This is a genomic window from Pseudomonas sp. 5Ae-yellow (assembly GCF_014077575.1).
GTDB lineage: Bacteria > Pseudomonadota > Gammaproteobacteria > Pseudomonadales > Pseudomonadaceae > Halopseudomonas > Halopseudomonas neustonica.
In genome coordinates, this window is record NZ_JACGWE010000028.1 from 1 (window position 1) to 18149 (window position 18149).

At 58.5% G+C, this 18149-nt stretch carries 13 protein-coding genes and 1 tRNA gene; 13 read left to right on the forward strand and 1 reads right to left on the reverse strand.

The annotated features are described in order from the left end of the window. Positions 1–448 precede the first annotated feature (448 nt). Positions 449–525 (reverse strand) — tRNA-Arg (locus tag H4J77_RS14560). A 1479-nt stretch (positions 526–2004) separates the two neighbouring features. Here H4J77_RS14560 and mhpB point away from each other — a divergent pair. The 13 genes from mhpB (at position 2005) to H4J77_RS14625 (ending at position 18098) form a co-directional block, all read left to right on the forward strand. Next, positions 2005–2964 carry a 3-carboxyethylcatechol 2,3-dioxygenase gene (gene mhpB / locus H4J77_RS14565; protein WP_182249204.1) on the forward strand — a complete coding sequence of 320 codons (960 nt, stop codon included), beginning with the start codon at positions 2005–2007 and terminating at the stop codon, positions 2962–2964. A 1-nt stretch (position 2965) separates the two neighbouring features. Beyond that, on the forward strand, positions 2966–3823 hold the full coding sequence (locus H4J77_RS14570) for an alpha/beta fold hydrolase (RefSeq protein WP_182249154.1): 858 nt from the start codon (positions 2966–2968) through the stop codon (positions 3821–3823). A 13-nt stretch (positions 3824–3836) separates the two neighbouring features. Then, positions 3837–4631, forward strand: a complete 795-nt coding sequence (gene mhpD, locus H4J77_RS14575; protein WP_182249156.1) for a 2-keto-4-pentenoate hydratase — start codon at positions 3837–3839, stop codon at positions 4629–4631. A 19-nt stretch (positions 4632–4650) separates the two neighbouring features. Further along, positions 4651–5598 carry an acetaldehyde dehydrogenase (acetylating) gene (locus H4J77_RS14580; RefSeq protein ID WP_182249158.1) on the forward strand — a complete coding sequence of 316 codons (948 nt, stop codon included), beginning with the start codon at positions 4651–4653 and terminating at the stop codon, positions 5596–5598. Further along, a complete protein-coding gene (gene dmpG / locus H4J77_RS14585; protein ID WP_182249160.1) occupies positions 5595–6611 on the forward strand; it encodes a 4-hydroxy-2-oxovalerate aldolase in 1017 nt (338 codons plus the stop codon). Before H4J77_RS14580 ends, dmpG begins: the two co-directional genes overlap by 4 nt. Before the next feature lie 343 nt (positions 6612–6954). Further along, positions 6955–7998, forward strand: coding sequence for a YCF48-related protein (locus H4J77_RS14590; RefSeq protein WP_182249162.1), 1044 nt, complete (start codon positions 6955–6957; stop codon positions 7996–7998). 35 nt (positions 7999–8033) lie between these two features. After that, positions 8034–10409 (forward strand): RND family transporter, encoded by a 2376-nt coding sequence (locus H4J77_RS14595; RefSeq protein WP_182249164.1) that lies wholly within the window; start codon positions 8034–8036, stop codon positions 10407–10409. A gap of 57 nt (positions 10410–10466) precedes the next feature. Then, positions 10467–12074 carry a DUF1302 family protein gene (locus tag H4J77_RS14600; RefSeq protein ID WP_182249166.1) on the forward strand — a complete coding sequence of 536 codons (1608 nt, stop codon included), beginning with the start codon at positions 10467–10469 and terminating at the stop codon, positions 12072–12074. Between the two features lie 25 nt (positions 12075–12099). Continuing rightward, the gene (locus tag H4J77_RS14605; RefSeq protein WP_182249168.1) at positions 12100–13362 is read left to right on the forward strand and encodes a DUF1329 domain-containing protein; all 1263 of its coding nucleotides are present in this window, start codon (positions 12100–12102) and stop codon (positions 13360–13362) included. A gap of 131 nt (positions 13363–13493) precedes the next feature. Beyond that, on the forward strand, positions 13494–14600 hold the full coding sequence (locus H4J77_RS14610) for an alcohol dehydrogenase catalytic domain-containing protein (protein WP_182249170.1): 1107 nt from the start codon (positions 13494–13496) through the stop codon (positions 14598–14600). A gap of 77 nt (positions 14601–14677) precedes the next feature. Further along, positions 14678–15217 carry a cupin domain-containing protein gene (locus H4J77_RS14615; RefSeq protein ID WP_182249172.1) on the forward strand — a complete coding sequence of 180 codons (540 nt, stop codon included), beginning with the start codon at positions 14678–14680 and terminating at the stop codon, positions 15215–15217. Between the two features lie 304 nt (positions 15218–15521). Continuing rightward, on the forward strand, positions 15522–16523 hold the full coding sequence (locus tag H4J77_RS14620; protein ID WP_182249174.1) for an AraC family transcriptional regulator: 1002 nt from the start codon (positions 15522–15524) through the stop codon (positions 16521–16523). Between the two features lie 234 nt (positions 16524–16757). Then, a complete protein-coding gene (locus H4J77_RS14625) occupies positions 16758–18098 on the forward strand; it encodes a Rieske 2Fe-2S domain-containing protein (RefSeq protein WP_182249176.1) in 1341 nt (446 codons plus the stop codon). Positions 18099–18149: the final 51 nt, after the last annotated feature.

Below are 18149 nucleotides of genomic sequence, written 5' to 3' on the forward strand. Positions count from 1 at the left end.
TCGGGAAGCAAGGTGCTTTGACCTCGGTGTTCACCCTGGATAAACCGTTTCATGGGAATCCTTGCGATGGAAGTGTCGGAAATCATAGCAAGGATTTGTCAGGACGTTTTTACACACCCTGGGCCGATACCTGCCTGGGACGAAAGACCTCGGTCAGCCAAAAAGTGTAGCGAGTCAGATGAATTAATTCGCGCCAGATGCCTTTGTGCCCAGTCTGAGGCGGTACTCAATTAAGCCGCGCACTCACTCATCGCTAAAACCAGGTGGGCGCGATTTGGGCACAACTTGGGCACAGACGATTTTTAAGGGTTTGCTCGTGATTTGAGTTAGATGTCATGCTTTTCAGCATTCGCGCGACGAGTAATTGAGTGCCGGCTGAGTGCGACAGGAATCAAAGCTTGACCTTATCGATTCTGAAGTCGTGCAAGCTATTGATTTTTAAGGAAAATGGCGCACCCGACAGGATTCGAACCTGTGACCACCGCCTTCGGAGGGCGGTACTCTATCCAGCTGAGCTACGGGTGCTTATAGATAAAACGCTGCGACTCTGACATCTAGCCGCATCGTGGCACAAGAGGGTGAGTATTGCCTTCGGAGGGCAAAAATTATCGATGAGATAGGTCGTTTTTATCTTACTCTAAACGGGCATAAATGTTTCGAAGATAGTGTAAGTGCATGAAACATATCCGTTTTAAGTATGCCCACTTTGTGACATTCTAGGCCGCATTCTGTGGACGCGATTTGCTGACACAAAAAAATTGTCACAAATCCGAGGACATTAAGAAAGCCCGAATTTGACACATAGCCCATCTCTCGGCGTTCCAATTCAACCGATACGAGTAGCGCATGGCATACCTGTAAGCTAGCGGGATTCATCTTCTGCAGCCGGCCATCACCAAGGCGAGAAGTACAGCAGCCGCCAGTTAGACTGCTTATGCTCCTCTGAGAGCTGTAGTACCGGCGCGATTCGCATCCTAACAAGCGGCCTATACCCCCCCATATTCATCGACGCTCAGAGCGGGACTGTAGGCTTCGGCCGTTACCCTAGCCATATCCGAACTCACTGCCTGAGCAGTAAGAGTTAAGCTCGAGCGAAACCCTGCATTCGGTACTATGCGCTGCAGGAAGACTGAGTACGTTTTCATTGGTTCGTCTCCATGTAGCTGCCAGAAGACAGGATGAATCATGCTAGCGAAGATCCGTTTCGTACTGAGTCGCTTGTGTAGAGCTCTACCGTACGGTGGGTTGACGTGGCGGTCCGTTCACCAAGTGCAGCCGGTTCCAATACTTCGAGAATGTTCCCTCTGGCTCAGTAGCCAGAGATCCAGTCCTTGGCTGAGATGTATGCTTCCGGTCATCAACCACCAACCGTCCGACTCGCGCCGTAGCACTTGATCGGTGGTAAGAGGGTTTTTAGCAGACACTCACACAATTTCTGACTGACTTGGAAGGAAATCTCGATAGGAGTATCGGTTTTATGATCTATCAGGCTGCAAAGCGTGGGCGGCGCGGGCAGTAGACCTCGCGGCCGTTTTGACTTTGCCAATGGCGGCGGCCAGCTGCAAAAGGGCTATTACGATATTCCTGGTTTTGTAGATATGCGCTGGCAATACCTTGCCCCGCTGAGGGGTAGCCGGGTGCTGTTGTCAGCCAAGAGACGAAGGCGTGGTCAATGCGGAATGACTCGCTAACAACCCCAACTGTCCGCAGTGCTTTTCTGCGCTAACGGGATAACGGGGTAAGCAATGGGAGCGCCCGCGCGTCCTCTACTCCCTACCATGGGGGTTATGAAGCGGTAGTTGATCCGATTTTTTCAGCTGAAGTAACGCTTTTGTGACGACCTGAGCCAAACCTGGTGGGTCGCCTAGAGGAGCGTCATGCCAGTCGCTGCGGATGACTGCCAGAAGCCTGTCGGGCCTGAATGAAGCCAAAGTCTCCCGCTATCTGGGCGAGGGTCACTTCACCTGCAGGCTTTTCAATCTTCCAATTTACAAGGTGCCTGAGATGAGTGTGCTCCTGCAATGCCTATCCCATACCCCCCTGGCGGGGCATTTCGATCCTGCGCAGCGGGTGCTGGCTGAGGTGGATGGAGTCGTTGCCGCCGCGCGTGATCGCATTGAAGCGTTCCAGCCAGAGCTGGTGATCCTGTTTGCACCGGATCACTACAACGGCTTTTTCTATGACGTGATGCCATCTTTCTGCATCGGCACGGCCGCCCACGCTATCGGCGATTTCGGCACTCTAGCTGGGCCGCTCGCAGTGCCGAAGGAAATTGCAGAAGCCTGTGCCCAGGCCGTCCTGGAGGCTGGCGTAGATGTCGCACTGTCCTATCGAATGCAAGTTGATCACGGCTTTGCGCAACCGCTGGAGCTACTGCTCGGTGGTCTCGATCGTTGCCCAGTGATCCCAGTCTTCATCAATTCAGTGGCCGTGCCGTTGCCGGGCTTCCAGCGTGCGCGTCTGCTAGGTGAAGCGATCGGCTGTTTCGCCCGGACGCTGGGCAAACGTGTACTGATCCTGGGGTCTGGCGGTTTGTCTCACCAGCCGCCCGTGCCGGAGCTGGCTAAGGTCGATGAGCGAATGGCCGACAGGCTGATGGGCAGCGGCCGCAACCTGCCGCCGGACGAACGCCAGGCGCGCCAGCTGCGGGTGATTACTGCGGCAGAGCGTTTCGTGGAAGATCAGAACTCATTGCATCCGCTCAATCCGGACTGGGATCAACAGTTCCTCAAGATCCTTGCTAACGGTGATTTGACTGTACTTGACAGTCTGAGCAATGCCGAGCTTTCGAACCTTGCCGGCAAGTCCACTCATGAGGTGAAAACCTGGGTAGCGGCTTTCGCCGCGCTGTCCGTCTTCGGGCCGTACGCCACCGAGGCACGTTACTACCGGCCGATTCCTGAGTGGATCGCCGGCTTCGGCGCACTCGGCGCCCGGCCCCAATCCATTGCGAAGGAGTCCTGAGATGACTGCATTGACCGAAGCTTCCACCAGCCGTTTCGCGCATATCCGCGAAGGCGAGGAGGAACTGAATATTCACTACAACGAATGCGGCCAGGGCGAGCAGACCGTAGTTATGCTCCATGGCTCTGGTCCCGGGGCTAGTGGCTGGGCAAACTTCAGCCGCAATATCGAGCCGCTGGTGAGCGCGGGCTTCCGTGTGATCTTGCTTGATTGCCCGGGCTGGAGCAAAAGCGACCCCATTGTGTGTGAGGGCTCCCGTTCAGATCTCAACGCTCGGATCCTCAAGGGGTTGGTCGACCAGCTCAGCCTGGAGCGCGTGCACATCCTCGGCAACTCCATGGGGGGGCACAGTGCCGTCGCTTTTGCGCTGGCCTGGCCGGAGCGGGTCGGCAAGTTGGTGCTAATGGGGGGGGGTACCGGTGGTGCCAGTTCTTTCGTGCCGATGCCAACGGAGGGGATCAAGTTGATCCAAGCGCTTTACCGTGAGCCGACCATCGAGAACCTGAAGAAGATGATGAGCATCTTTGTCTTCGATACCAGTGATCTCACCGAAGCGCTATTCAAGTCACGCCTGGATAACATGCTGGCGCGTCGCGACCACTTGGATAACTTCGTTAAGAGCGTGACGGCCAACCCTAAGCAGTTCCCCGACGTCGGTTCGCGTCTGGCCGAGATTAAGGCTGAAACGTTGGTGATCTGGGGCCGCAACGACCGATTTGTGCCCATGGATACCGGCCTGCGTCTAGTGGCTGGCATTCCGAAATCCGAACTCCACGTGTTCAATAACTGCGGCCACTGGGCGCAGTGGGAACACGCCGACAGATTCAACCGCATGGTGTTGGATTTCCTCACCCATTGAGCCGAGGCGCGAGATGACCCTTTCCCGAGAAACCTTGGAACAGCTGGCTGTGGGACTACGCGACGCAGAAGCCAGCGGCGAGGCCGTGGGCCCGCTGCGTGAGCGCATTGGTGAAGAAAACGGCGAGGCGGCTTATGCCATCCAGAGGATCAATGTCCTTCATGGCGTAGCCGCCGGCCGTCGCGTGGTAGGCCGAAAAATCGGCCTGACTAATCCCAAGGTGCAGGCGCAGCTGGGCGTGAATCAGCCGGACTTCGGCACCTTATTCGCCGACATGGCATACGGCGACAACGAGACCGTGCCGTTCGGTCGGGTGCTGCAACCGAAGATCGAGGCGGAGATCGCACTAATCCTTGAGCGCGACCTGCCCAGCGCTGATGTCACGTTTGCGGAGCTGCTGACTGCCGTCGGCTGGGTGCTGCCGGCGCTCGAGATCGTCGGCAGTCGGGTGCAGGACTGGAACATCCGCTTCGTCGATACCGTAGCCGACAATGCCTCCAGTGGTTGCTACGTGCTGGGGGGGGCGGCCCATCGCATCGATGGCCTGGATCTACGTCAGGCTGCCATGCACATGACCCGTAACGGCGAGCTGGTGTCCAGCGGCAGCGGTGCCGAATGTCTGGCCCACCCGCTCAATGCGGCGGTCTGGCTGGCGCGCACCATGGCGGGATTGGGTGAACCCTTGAAGGCCGGGGACCTGATCCTCACCGGAGCCCTTGGGTCAATGTCCGCAGTGGCTGCCGGCGACCGATTTGAAGCGATGATCGAAGGTATTGGCCAGGTGGCCGTGCAGTTTAGCGCCGAGTGATTACACAGAGAAGATTCCCATGAGCACAAAACGCAAAGTTGCCATCATCGGCTCCGGCAACATCGGCACCGATTTGATGATTAAGGTGACGCGCAATGCGCAGCACCTAGAAATGGGCGCCATGGTCGGCATCGACCCGGCGTCCGACGGACTGGCCCGCGCAGCACGACTGGGCGTGGCCACTACCCATGAAGGCGTAGAGGGCCTGACCCGCCTGCCGATCTTCTCCGAGATCGATTTCGTCTTCGACGCCACTTCGGCCTCCGCACACGTGAAGAATGAGGCCTTGCTGCGGGCCCACAAGCCCGGCTTGCGTGTGATTGACCTGACCCCGGCCGCGATAGGGCCTTATTGCGTGCCTGTGGTTAATCTGGAAGAACATCTGGCGGCGACCAATGTGAACATGGTCACTTGCGGCGGCCAGGCGACCATTCCGATGGTCGCGGCAGTGTCCCGTGTGGCCAAGGTGCACTACGCCGAGATTATAGCCTCGATTGCCAGCAAGTCGGCCGGCCCGGGCACCCGTGCAAATATCGACGAATTCACCGAAACCACCAGCAAGGCCATCGAAGTGATCGGTGGGGCGGCCAAAGGCAAGGCAATCATCGTCATGAACCCGGCCGAGCCGCCGCTAATGATGCGCGACACGGTGTTCGTACTCAGCGAGGCCGCCGATCAAATCAAGGTGGAGGCGAGCGTCGAAGAGATGGCCGCCGCGGTGCAGGCGTACGTGCCAGGCTACCGACTCAAGCAGAAAGTTCAGTTCGACGTGATTTCGACTGACGCGCCGCTGAATATCCCCGGTCACGGACGTTTCAGCGGTCTGAAGACCTCGATCTTCCTCGAGGTAGAAGGCGCTGCCCACTACCTGCCGAGCTATGCCGGCAACCTCGATATCATGACTTCCGCCGCATTGGCCACTGCCGAGCGCATGGCATTGGCGATGAATCATGGAGACGCGAAATGAACGGAAAGAAGCTCTATATCTCCGATGTAACCCTGCGCGACGGAAGCCACGCGATTCGTCACCAATACTCTATCCAAAACGTGCAAGACATTGCCCGCGCGCTGGACAAGGCTAAGGTCGATTCCATCGAAGTTACCCACGGCGACGGTCTTCAGGGGTCCAGCTTCAATTACGGCTTCGGAGCCCACAGCGACCTGGAGTGGATCGAAGCGGCGGCCGACGTGATTGAGCGTGCGCGCATCACCGTACTGCTGCTGCCCGGCATCGGCACGGTGCATGACTTGAAAGCCGCCTACGCCGCCGGCGCCCGCTCGGTACGAGTGGCCACCCACTGCACCGAAGCAGACGTGTCTAAACAGCATATCGAATATGCCCGTTCGCTCGGTATGGACACCGTGGGTTTTCTGATGATGAGCCACATGATTCCGGCAGAAGAACTCGCTTGCCAGGGCAAGCTGATGGAGAGCTACGGCGCCGAGTGCATCTACATGGCCGACTCAGGTGGTGCCATGAACATGAATGACATCCGCGACCGCGTTCGCGCATTCAAGGCGGTGCTGAACCCGGAAACCCAGATCGGCATGCATGCTCACCACAACCTCAGTCTGGGGGTGGCCAACTCCATCGTTGCGGTGGAAGAGGGCTGTGATCGTATCGATGCAAGCCTGGCCGGCATGGGCGCCGGTGCCGGCAACGCGCCACTTGAGGTGTTCATCGCTGCTGCTGAGCGCATGCGCTGGAACCATGGCACTGACTTGTACGCCTTGATGGACGCTGCCGACGATCTAGTGCGCCCGCTGCAGGATCGACCGGTGCGCGTCGACCGCGAAACCCTCGCCTTGGGCTACGCCGGGGTCTACTCCAGCTTCCTCCGGCATGCCGAAATGGCTGCGGCGAAGTACGAGCTGAAGACCCTCGACATTCTCGTCGAACTGGGTCGGCGCCGTATGGTTGGCGGTCAGGAAGACATGATCGTCGACGTCGCACTGGATCTTTTGGCAGCGCGTTCATGATTTGAGTCTCATCCTGGCCGGCGCGACGTCGGCCAGGCAATTTACATTTGCGGAACCAGGAATGTGCCGCCGGCTGCCTGCGACAGGATCCATGAGGCTGTCCTCCTGTTCACCGTCCACCCTCTTATCATTCTGATGTCCATGGCCAGGCCGCGTCGCTTTGCCGTTTTTTTAAGGGCGTTCTGTTATTCGCGTTCCTGGGCCCACATCAATAACTGCGCCCGGCGGACAGGCTGTGCAGTGACGGGATAGTTTGCCTTGTGGGGCCTACCTAGAATTAGGTTGCCTGCGTTGTCAGGCGATCCGCCAAGAACATTCCATAACAAAATCGTGGGCTCGCCCTATGTCAAATCTCAGCAAGATAGAACATTTAGCATCCCTGCAGCTTTCGCGGCCGAGCGCTACGGCGCGCGTCGGCAAAGCGGTACTGGCGGTCCTGCCCTGGGCGATAATCGCTGGTCTGCTCTGCGCCGGATTGTTCATACGGCCGCAGCCGATTGGAGGAACCGTCACTCCTGCGGCTCTTGAGCGCCGAGATCATTTCTACGGTCTTGCGCTTACGCCAGGGGGGGACGTTTGGGTCAGCGGCTCTTACGGCAAGATTCTGTCGATCGCCAGCGATGGAGCCATCGAGAAACTGACGACCCCTACCGAGCTCACGCTACAGGACATTGCCATCTGGGATGTCAATCATGCCGTGGCGGTTGGCAACGACGGCGTGATTTTGTACAGCCAGAACGCCGGGGAAAGTTGGACGGTAGCCGCAGGCGTACCGCGCTCCGAGGTGGCCAACAAACTCAATCGGGTGCGCATCGCTCCCGGTGGTCTGGCCATTGCCACTGGCGAGATGGGCGCGCTGCTGATCAGTCGCGACTATGGCCAGAACTGGCAGCGTCTGCGCGAGGAGGAGGATGTGGCCTGGAACGACGTGGCTATTCTCGAGGACGGCCGTCTTGTCGTGGTGGGCGAATTCGGCCAAGTGCTGATCGGCGACCTCGAGGGGCAGCTTTGGACTGACGTGGAGCCGCCGGTTCCCGATTCGCTTATGTCGGTGCAGTTTCGTGATGCGCAGAACGGCGTCGCCGTTGGCCTGGAAGGAGCAGTGCTGGTCACTCAAGACGGCGGCTATAGCTGGGAAGGCGTCGACCTTGGCATGACCGATCACCTGTTCGACGTCCTTTGGGTCGAGCAGCAGGGGTGCTGGTTCGTCAGCGGCGCGCTCGGGCGCTGGGCGTCCGGTGGGGAAAAGGGTTGGAAGACCGGTGTGCTAGACGAGCGTAGTCGTGCCTGGCACACCAGCGCGCTGGTAGTCGAGTCGGACATCTGGCTGGCCGGCGCCGATATAGGGCGCTGGGACGGCGGGCGCTGGTTCGAGCTGCAGCCATGAAATCCGCGCAAACACATTTCAGTCGAGAACATAGCATGATTGAGCGTATAGCTGCATTCTGCATTCGCCAGCGTAACTGGGTGGTCGGCGTGCTGATCCTGCTCACGATGATGCTGAGCTGGTTCGCCCTGCATATCGACGTGCGAACCGTATTCGAGGACATGCTGCCCTCGCGCCACGATTACGTGGTCACGCATGAGAAGTTTAAGGACACCTTCGGCGGCTCGAACATGGTCACCATCATGTTCGAGGTGGATCAGGACGACATTTTCCAGGCCGATGTGCTGGACAAGGTTCGCACCGTGACCCTGGGCCTGCGTGAGGTCTCTGCGGTCAACCAGTACCAGATCACGTCCCTGGCCTCGAAGAAGCTCAAGGAGGTACGCGCCTCCACTGCCGGCATTGAAAGCCGTCCGCTGATGTGGCCGGACCTGCCGGCCAGCGCCGAGGAAATGGCTGAGCTGAAGCAGGCGGTGCTGCGTAATCCGCTAGTCTACGGCTCTTACGTATCGAAGGATCTGCAGGCTACTCTGGTTACCGTAGACTTCATCGACCAGCAAATGGATTACGCCACCGTTTTCCATCAGATTCGCGACCTGATCGCCGTGGTCGATGATGGCAGCGTGAACATCCGAGTGGTGGGTGATCCGATCCTCTACGGCTGGGTAGGGCACTACCTGCCGGAAACCATGCAGCTGGTGGCCGCTGCGCTGCTGCTGACCTTGGTGATGCTCTTCGCCCTGCTTCGCACATGGCGCGGCGTTACCCTGCCCCTCCTGGCGGGCGTGGTCAGCGCTCTGTGGGCGCTGGGTATCTGCCGACTGCTGAATATCCATTTCGAACCGCTGGTGATCGTGGTCGTCATGCTGATCACCTCGCGGGCCGTTTCGCATTCGGTGCAGCTCGTCAATCGTTTCGATGACGAGCTACAGCTGCTGCCGCCGGGTCCAAATGTCTCGCGCATCGCCGCGCAGGTGGCGCTGTCGGACCTGTTCCGCCCGGGCATGCTGGGGGTAATTTCAGATGCCGCGTGCATGTTAGTGGTGGTGCTTAGCCCGATACCGATGCTGCAGAAGCTCGCAATTCTGGCGGTCGTCTGGGTGCTGACCCTAACGGTCAGTGCTCTGATCCTCACCCCTGTAATGCTGTCCTATATCCGCAAGCCCCACAGCATGGCCCATCCATTCGACTGCCTGCCGGCGCTGCGCAAGGTGCTCAAGCTGGCGGTTCGGGTCACCCTTTCACGTGCGCGATATGTGGTTCTGAGCGTAAGTCTGGTGGGGGTTGCGTGCGCCGGCTTCTATTCGCTGAATCTGAAGATAGGAGATGCCAATCCAGGGTCACCGATCCTCTGGCCGGAATCGACCTATAACCAAGACTCCGCCGCGATCAATGACCGCTTCGAAGGTGTCGACCGGATGTTCGTGGTGCTTGGCGATGACGACAAGCCGGGCCTGGTCAAGACCAGTGAGGTGCTGCACGCAATGAACGCCTTCCAGCGTTTCATCGAGGCCCAACCAGAAATAGGTGGCTCGAGTTCTCTCGCCGATGTGCTACCACCTGTGAACAGCAGCTTGCGTGAGGGCAACCCGCGGTACCTGGAGCTGGGTGACAGCAGCGCGACTAACGCCAGCCTGGTGTCCATGCTCGATTCTGTGTCAGAGCCGGGCGACATTTCTCGCTTTGCCGACAATCAGTACGCCAATGCCTCGGTGACTCTGATGTTCCGCGACCGCCAGGGCGAGACCATTCGCACCGCGGTGGCCCGCATCAAAGAGTTTATCGACACTCACCCGCTGGCTGAAGGCGAGTGGTATCTGGCGGGCGGGCTGATTGGCGTTATGGCCGCGGTCAACGAGATCATTCTTTCCAGCCAGATCGAGGCCATCGCCCTGGCCCTACTGGTGCTCGCGGTGATCTGCACCCTGGTGTATCGATCCAGCGTCGCGGGCATGGTGTTCCTGGTGCCGGTAATCATGTCCAACATGGCGACCTTCGCCTTCATGACCTGGCAGGGCATCGGCATGAGCATCAACACCGTGCCGGTAGCGGCCCTGGGTATTGGTCTGGGGGTTGATTACGCCGTCTACATCGTCGACCGCATCAAAGAAGAAATCGCTGCTGGCAAAAGCCCCGAAGACGCCATTCGCGTGGCGCTGAACTCGGCGGGCATGGGTGTGATCGTCACCGCCAGCGTGCTGATTCTCAGCACCCTGCTGTGGTGGGCGTCGTCCCTGCGCTTTCAGGCCGAGATGGGCCTGCTGATGTCCATCTGGCTCGGCGTGTCGGCCTTCTCCGCGCTCTTCGTGATGCCGTCGCTGCTCTATGTGTTTCGCCCGCGCTTCATCTTCGGGGTTTACCGCGAAGTGCCGGGTATCAGTGTTCCAGGCCGTTCGTTTCAGCATGCCTGAGAAGAGATAACAACAACCACCGGATCCACGCTGCCACACTACTTCTGGGAGTTATCAATGAATAAGTACAGTACGCCGGTCGCGCGTTTGCGCGCGCCGATAGATAAGTTCGCCCTGGCATTGGTCCTGGGTGCTACCGCCACGCCCCTGCTGGCCGATGACAGCCTCAAGGTTGACGGCTACCTGCGACAGGAATTCTCCTGGAACACCAAGAACTGGGAAGACACTCCGGGCTACAACGACAGAGGCAAGATGTCCATGGCCCGCAGTACCGTGCGCCTCAACTTCGATTGGGATGCTACTGACAATGTCGCCGTGGTCGCCAAGCTGCGCGGTGTGCGCGAATACAAGACCGATTTCCTCGAGCATCTGGAGGGGATGGGCGCCTACAACCATCGCGAGGGCGATGGCCGCGGCGACATTATGGATCTCTACAACAAGCTTGAGATCCGCGAGCTCTATGTCGATTTTCCGGTGGGCGAGCGCACCTTCTTTCGTATAGGCAAACAGCAGCTGGCCTGGGGCGAGACCGACTTTTTCGCCGCCAACGACCTGGTGCACGGGTTTGACTATACCTGGCGCAATTTCCTCGAACCGGCCAATGAGGAGCTGCGCAAGACCAACAACATCGTCAAGGTGAACGTCGACATGCCAGAGATGGTGGGGGGATTCGAAGCCTTCGTTCGTCCCGGCTTGGATCGCAAGCAAGACATCGGCACCGAGATCGATATATATGGTGGACGCTGGTCGGGCCAGCCCTATGCTGGCGTCGATTTTCGCAACGTCGAGCCGTATAACTTCAAGAACGACGAAGGCGATTATCGCGACTGGACCGGCGGCTTACGTTGGAGCGGCCTGTGGGGCGATACCAACTATTCGCTGTCGTACCTGCAGACTTTCTACAACTCGCCGATCGTCAATGCCTCGGACGACCTGGCGCTTATCGGCCGGCCTGATCTGCCGTCCGGTGCGGTCACCAAGGGCACAGATCAAACTCGTGGCGTCGCCGCCGAAATCATCTATCCAATCGTGGACATCTTCGGTTTCACCGCTAGCCGCTACTCTGGCTGGGCGGATGCGGTATTCAGCACCGAGATGGCCTACATCAAGGATGCGCCGTATCAGTTTGAGGCCCCCATCCCTACCTTGATTAGTGAGCTCGTCGCCCCAGGATTCGACGGTTACACTCGCAAGGATGTGCTCGCGATCATGCTGCGCATGGACAAGAATTTCGCCTTCACCCAGAACCTCTTGGGCACTGAAAAGCCGATGTTCTTCTCCTTACAGCTGTTCGATAAATGGGTGCAGAACTACGACGAGGACGACAACCTGCTGTACAGCATCGGCTGGGGGGGCAAAGTCAAGGAACACACAGTTTTGGCTACCGCCATCTTCGACCTTAGCTACAACAACGGCCGTATCCGTCCAAACCTGGTTATTGGCACCGACATGAGCAATGGCGGCGGCTTCGTGGTTCCTTCCGTTACGGTCGAGCTGTCCCGCAAGTGGCGCTGGAAGATCGAGTACGACGGTTTCTGGAACGACGACTCGCGCAGTTCCGACAAGTGCCCGGCTGGCAACGGCGCGCGCTGCGATGGCACCACGCTGTTCGGTTACGCGAATAACCGCGATCAGTTCTACACCAGCCTGACCTACCTCTTCTGACCCCCCACCAACCGGAGTTCCGACCATGAGCGCATCCCGTTTTGCCCTACACACCTTGGCCGCCAGTCTTGTCGTAGTCTGTAGTGGCTTGCTTCCGGCTTTCGCGGCAGAACTGCCGCCCGGCACCGTGATATCCGCCGAGAACATCGACGAAATCGAGAACGACACTTTCGAAGGGCACAGTATCGCCAGTTTGCTCTCCGAAAAGATGGAGTGGCGTATCCGTAACACCGGCTGGAAGCTGCCCCTTGCCAATTCTCAGGAAGTACCGTTGCCCCAAGAGTGGATCAGCGCCTCCCAGGCCAACGACGGCAAGACCAGCATCAACAAGGACACCTGTCGCGTGGACGGCTGGTCGGCGGGCGAGCCGTTCCCGACCATCGATGAGAAGGATCCGCAGGCGGCCGAGAAGCTTGTCTGGAACTGGCACCTCGGCCAGCTGGTGGGTGACGTTTCGCAGGTCCCCCAATTCGTCCAGCTGCTGATCGACGGCGAGTCAGGTATCCACGGCGCCCCGGTGGGCGAATATACACGCTACAAGATGACCGGCCGTTTAACTGGCGACAATTCCGTAGAAGGTGACGGCGATGAGCGTGGCCGCCAATTGCTGTATTTTAAATCCCCTTCCGACATGAAGGGGATGGGTACTTACACTGTGATGTATGAGTCGGAAAAGGTGCCTAGCGTGTGGGCGTACATTCCCACTGTTCGCCGTGTTCGCCGACTTTCCGGTGGTGCATGGATGGATCCGGTTGGTTCTTCCGATCAGTTGCAGGATGACATGGACATGTTCAACGCACGCCCTTGCTGGTATCCCGAGTACCAGCTGCTTGGCAAGCGCTGGATTCTTGCCGTGGCTAACGGCAAGACCGATAGGTGGAACCCGAATGGCAGCGATTTCAACGAGAAATATCCGGTTCTGGAGAACCAGCCGCCGTACTGGAACATGAATAATGACGTGTTCGAGCCGCGGGAAGTCTATGTCGTCGAGGCCACCACCCCGTCGGTGCACCCTTACAGCAAGAAGGTGATGTACATGGATGCCAAGTACCCACGCATCTATTACGTCGAAGCCTACGACCGTAAGGGCGAGTTCTGGAAGTTCATGGAAACTCACTCCTACCTGAACGAAGCAGAGGGCGACGCCCGCACCACCAGTGTGGCGGTCATTGATTTCCAGCGAAATCACGCCACGGTTTCGCTGATTGACGTTGCGTCATGGCGGAGTAACTTCGACGCTAAAGCCAGTGATTTCTCCCTGCAAACACTACAGAAGGCTGGTCGCTAGGTGCGAGCTCGCCCCGGCCCGAGGGCCGGGCGAGCCGCAAATTTCCCTGGAGGCGATACGCCTCGACTACCCCAAAGAATAATATGACCTGACGTGGCGGGAACGCACCGGTCATGGTCAAGGAGCTTGTTATGTCGAATATGAAAGCCGCGCGCCTGCACGAAATCGGCGGTCGTTTCAGCGTTGACGTGGTCGCCGTACCTACCCCTGGCGATTACGATGTCCTGGTCAAAGTCGAAGCCAGCGGCATCATTCCCAACCTGAAGAACGTCACCACCCATTTTCCCGAGTGGTACCCCTTCCTGCCGTTGCCGAAACTTCCAGCGATCTTCGGCCTGGACAGTGCAGGAATTGTCACCGCAGTGGGTGCCAAGGTCCGTGAATTCGCGACGGGAGACCGGGTTTACGTGAACCCAGGCGTGGGTTGCGGACAATGCCGGTTCTGCAATCAGGGCGAAGCCCCGCGTTGCGACGCCTTCACCTTTGTCGGCTACTTCGGTTTCGGTCCCGGCTCGCAGGACGTCTTCAACCAATATCCCTACGCTGGATATGCTCAGTACATGACCGCTCCGGCCAATAACCTAGTGCGCCTGCCGGCCAACCTGAGTAGTGCCCAGGCCACACGCCTCGGCTATCTAGGCACCGCCTACTCGGCCATCCGCAAGTCGGCTCTGCGTCCCGGTCAGAGTGTGCTGATCCTCGGGGCCTCGGGTACCCTGGGCGTAGGAGCAGCGCTGCTGGCCCTGGCGTTCGGCGCTTCCAAGGTGCTTGTGGCAGCCCGTGACCGTGCGGCCCTTGAGCGGCTGGAAGCGCTCGCGCCGCAGCGGGTCATTGGTCTGACCGTCGGCTCGCGTCGGGTGTCCGAACAGGTTCGCGAGCACTGCCCGGACGGCGTCGACGCGATGCTCGACACTCTCGGCGCAAAGGCACCGGCGGAACTGTCCGTCGATGCCATGCAGGCGGTTGCCCGCGGTGGCCGCATCGTGCAGATCGGCGGTGTGGCCGGTCCCATCCCGATTGACCCGCACCCCTTCATGTGCGCGCAATTGCAGTACATCGGTTCCCTCTGGTTCACCACCGCCGAGGGCGAAGAAATGGCGCGCATGATCGACGCCGGAACAGTGGATCTGTCCTTGTTGGAGGAACGGGCCTATCCGCTGGAGCAGCTCAACGAGGCGCTTGAGGATATCCAGTCCCAGGGTAGCGGCTTCGTCAACTTTCACATAAGCCATTCCTGAGTGACCTTCGTCATCGATGCATAACGCTGTGAGAGATGCGTCGATGGCCTTTCCTAATTCTAGCAAGGAGACTCCGCATGTACATCAAACGCATAGTTACCGGTCACGACAGTGCCGGTCGTTCCTGTGTCGTCAGCTCCGGGCGTTTACCTGGCACCGAGTCCTTCGTTCATTCGCCGGGCTTCTCGGCGGCGGTGGTCTGGCAGACCACAAGCTCCCCGCGTGTCGGCGATGAAGCCGAGGCTCCAGAGGTTCCGCTGACCTCCGTGCTGCCGGGACCCGGTGGCACGAGCGCGATATTGGTGACCTTCCCGCCCTCCGATCAGTCGGTCGAAGGTTTCGATCCCCAGGCAGCGACAGCTGAGCTGTGCGAACGTCTGCCTGGTCTGGGAGAGCTATTCGAAGCCGACGAACCGGGCTTTCATCGCACGGACTCCATCGACTATGGAGTGGTCCTGGACGGTGAGATCATCCTCGAGCTGGACGATGGATGCACCAGTGTGTTGCAAAGTGGCGACATAGTGATACAAATGGGAACACGGCACGCTTGGCGTAACGCGGGTAGCACGCCAGCTAAACTGTTGTTCGTAATGGTTGCCGCTGGTCGGATGCCGTAGGCCCGCTGAATCGTTCTGCCTTCTCAGATTCCAAGGCCGTTCTTGCCCGAACCACGGGATTTTAGCGGGAGGGCAGCTCGTGTTCGATAGTTTCAAAACATTACATAATATTTTATAGTCTAGGTTGTAGTATTGGTGTGATTTTTGCATTAATTGTTGGGCGAAGGACGGGAAGAATTACCGAAAAACACGCTTATCTCGTTGCGCGAAAAAAACAGAACCGAATTTCAGAAAAAATAAATCGATTCGCACGCCTGCACAGACACCTGTCTGTTCCGTAGCCGTGGAGTAGAGGATTAGCTGAATGGAAAATCTACCTTTTTGGTCCGCGACGCCACCTGATGTCGTTCTTTCCAGCTTCGAAGTTTGCAAAACCCGGGATATTGAGGAAGCCTGTAGCTGGGGCGAACGCATTTTCTGCCAAAACCGCCTGCAAAGACTGGGTGCGCAGGGCGCTGTCGACACGCACATCTACTATCGCCGCATCGGCGGCATCGGGATCGGCCGGATGAGTTACGGTGGCGATATCACCATCGAACCCGGCGTAATGGAGGAATTTGCCCTGATTCAGATGCCGATCCGTGGGCACGAACTGGTTGAGTGCGACAGCCATCGCGTACATTCGACACCGCGTCTCGGCACCATCCTCAACACCCATTCGCCGTCAAAGATCCGCCATTACCAGGGCACCGAAAAGCTGATAATTCGCATCGACCGTAGCCTACTCGAGCGTTATTGTCAGAATCACCTCGGCCGCACTCTACCCAAGGAGATCGAATTTCAACCTGCCATGCCGCTGGATACTCCAATGGGCCAGAGCTGGACCCGCATGGTCGGCTGGATTTACGACAGCCTATCGGTGGATGAAGAGCTGCCGTCGCTGTTGCGTTCCCAGTACGAAAGCACCTTGGTCAACATGCTGCTTGCCTGTCAACCGCACAATTATAGCGCTGAGATGTTAGAGGAGGAGAAGACCTCTATTGCTCCAGGCTTCGTCAAGCGGGTCGAGCGCTTCATCGAAGAGCATGCCCATGAGCCGATTACCATCGTCGACATGGCCGAGCATGCCGGCGTCAGCAGCCGCTCGCTGTTCGCCGGCTTCCGACGCTTTCGTAATACCTCGCCGATGTTGCACTTGAAGGAAGTGCGCCTGCGCAACGTGCACGAGGAGCTGAAGCGTCAGGGCTCAGGAACAACCACAGTCACGGCAGTAGCCTTCAGTTGGGGCTTCAGTCACCTCGGTCATTTCACCACCGATTACAAGCGCCGTTTCGGTGAGAGCCCTTCGGGAACACTAGCTCGCTGAACCCCAGGACACGGATGTCCTCCTCCCTCGAAAATCTCGGATTCAACTTGTTTTCGCTATCGCCAGGCGCGGCGCTTTCTGCTGCATTTTTGATTGAACTCCTGTGCGCTCAAGTTTGCGCACTACAGGGATAGGCGCTTCGGTCTCGGGAGCGTCAGCCAGGGGCGGGCTTGCGAGGATGGCATCACAAACGCCGCATGAAGCGGTGCCTGTTTTGTCTATCTGGAGAGTCACATGTCTGATCAACCCATTATTCGCCGTCGCCAGGTCAAGACTGGAATCAGTGACGCGCGCGCGAACAACGCTAAGACTCAGAGCCAGTACCAGCCCTACAAGGATGCCGCCTGGGGCTTCATCAATCACTGGTATCCGGCGCTATTTACCCACGAACTTGCAGAAGACCAGGTCGAGGGCGTCCAGATGTGTGGCGTGCCGATTGTCCTGCGCCGGGTCAACGGCACGGTGTACGCGCTCAAAGATCAGTGTGTGCACCGTGGCGTACGTCTGTCGGAGAAGCCGACCTGCTTCACCAAGAGCACCATTTCCTGCTGGTACCACGGTTTCACCTTCGACCTGGAAACCGGCAAGCTGGTCACCATCGTGGCCAACCCGGACGACAAGATCATCGGCACCACCGGCCTTACCACTTACCCGGTGCACGAGGTGAACGGGATGATCTTCGTCTTCGTCCGTGAGGATGACTTCGCTGACGAGGACGTGCCGCCGCTGGCGCAAGATCTGCCGTTCCGTTTCCCAGAGGGCAGTGAGCAGTTCCCGCATCCGCTCTGGCCGGCTTCGCCCAGCGTGCTAGATGACAACGCGGTGGTTCACGGCATGCACCGGACCGGCTTCGGTAACTGGCGAATTGCCTGCGAGAACGGCTTCGACAACGCGCATATTCTGGTGCACAAGGACAACACCATCGTGCACGCTATGGACTGGGTTCTGCCTCTGGGTCTGGTGCCGACGAGCGACGATTGCATCGCCGTAGTCGAGGACGAAAACGGTCCCAAAGGGTTAATGCAGTGGCTGTTCACCGACAAGTGGGCGCCGATACTGGAGAATCAGGAGCTCGGCCTCAAAGTTGAGGGCCTCAACGGCCGCTATTACCGTACTTCTGTGGTGATGCCCGGCGTACTAATGGTCGAAAACTGGCCGGAAGAGCACGTGGTGCAGTACGAATGGTACGTGCCGATCACCGACGATACTCACGAGTACTGGGAGATCCTGGTGCGCGTGTGCCCTACCGAGGAAGACCGCAAGAAGTTCCAGTATCGCTACGACCACATGTATAAGCCGCTCTGCCTACATGGATTCAACGACTGCGACATATATGCCCGCGAGGCGATGCAGAGCTTCTATGCCGACGGCACCGGCTGGGACGACGAACAGCTGGTGGCCACCGACGTCTCGCCGATCACCTGGCGCAAGCTGGCCTCGCGTTGGAACCGTGGTGTCGCAAAGCCCGGCCGCGGTGTGGCTGGATCGGTCAAGGACACCAGCCTAATCTTCAAGCAGGCCGCCGACGGCAAGCGTCCGGGATACAAGGTCGAGCAGATTAAAGACGACCATTGATATCAATTACCGGTCCGGCGTTCTGCCGGGCCAGTTGTTTAAGGAACAACC